The 1,164-nt window shown below is 59.2% G+C and carries 1 protein-coding gene; it reads right to left on the reverse strand.

Going from position 1 to position 1,164, the window contains the following annotated elements; all coding sequences use genetic code 11:
• Positions 1-67: 67 nt before the first annotated feature.
• Positions 68-364: a DUF6124 family protein gene (locus ACRESJ_RS26765; RefSeq protein ID WP_431760543.1), complete on the reverse strand. Its 297-nt coding sequence runs from the start codon at positions 362-364 to the stop codon at positions 68-70.
• Positions 365-1,164 lie beyond the last annotated feature (800 nt).

Consider the following 1,164-nt stretch of genomic DNA (forward strand, 5'->3'; position numbering starts at 1 on the left):
CATCCAGCATCATTGCTGACAGATACTCCGCTATCGCGAGCAAGCTCGCTCCCACAGTGTTTAGTGGTTAGCCGGGCCGATCGATCTGATCCAAAGCCCTATTCACCGCCAACTCTCCCAACATGATCACTTGCGCGATGCCCAGCAGGGTGTTGCGGTGCGTGCCTTGCAGAAATCCCGCCAGATCGTTGGCCATGACACTGGCTGAAGCGAGTGATTCGCAGGCGTGGGCCAGCAGGGTTTCGGTGTCGATTTGCGGGTTGATGGTGAACATCGTGGAGGGTTTGTGCGAGGTGGCCATGATATGCAGGGCCGGGTTGGGGCAAGCGTTGTTGTCCGGTGGATCGGGGGTAACCTTCAACATCGTTCGGTCTCCAGAACTGGAGCCGTCACCGATACGCTGCTAAACGAAGGGTGGCGGCTGTACGCAGGTTAGCAGACCGGGGAGACACGAAACCGGCGCGCCCGAGGGCGCCCTGCGCACAGCTGCCATCAAGTGCAGGGATGGGGAATACCTGACTGTCTGGACTGCCAATGCGTCTCATGTCACCACGGGCTGCTAAACCCGATCACTGGGAATCAGTGACGCGGACCAAGTTACCGATGGCCTCCAGGGCGCACAAGCCGGCGGATTCTGGCGTACCTGTAGGCTATGACGCAAGGCGCTGTAGCTTGCAGGAAGTTAATCTGACAGCCGTTAAACAAGCATTGCAGATTGACACCGCCATCGCGGGCAGACTCGCTGAACTCGTTTCCCTGTAGGAGCGAAGCTTGCTTGCGAAAAACGCTGGGGCACCGCGGGCATTCAGGCAGCCCGCGTTATCGTTAACGTCCATCGCGAGCAAGCTCGCTCCTACAGAAGAGAAGAGCAGGCCGAGCGTTAGCTCGCCTGCCGCTCTTGATCTTGATCCACCCGCCCCCTCGGCAGGCTGAGTGGAGGTGTTCATCCGGGGAATGGCGCGTAGCGCCGTTCGACGCAGTCGAACTCATTGCATGTAGGTCGCGCGAAGCCGACCGGAGGGCAATGCCCCCGGATGAATACCGGAGCGAAGGAACCCCGAGCCCTGGCGTGGGGCCGGACGTTCGGGGCGAGCGCTTTTTTTGCTTACTTTTTTTGAGGCGCTTGTTAAAAAAAGTGAGTCGCCGTAAGGGCGAAACCATAAG

It is taken from the genome of Pseudomonas sp., assembly GCF_050739655.1.
GTDB lineage: Bacteria > Pseudomonadota > Gammaproteobacteria > Pseudomonadales > Pseudomonadaceae > Aquipseudomonas.

What these genes read in the sequence shown, in the direction of transcription:
- ACRESJ_RS26765 (WP_431760543.1), bottom strand. Translation starts at nt 364, where the DNA reads ATGTTGAAGGTTACCCCCGATCCACCGGACAACAACGCTTGCCCCAAC.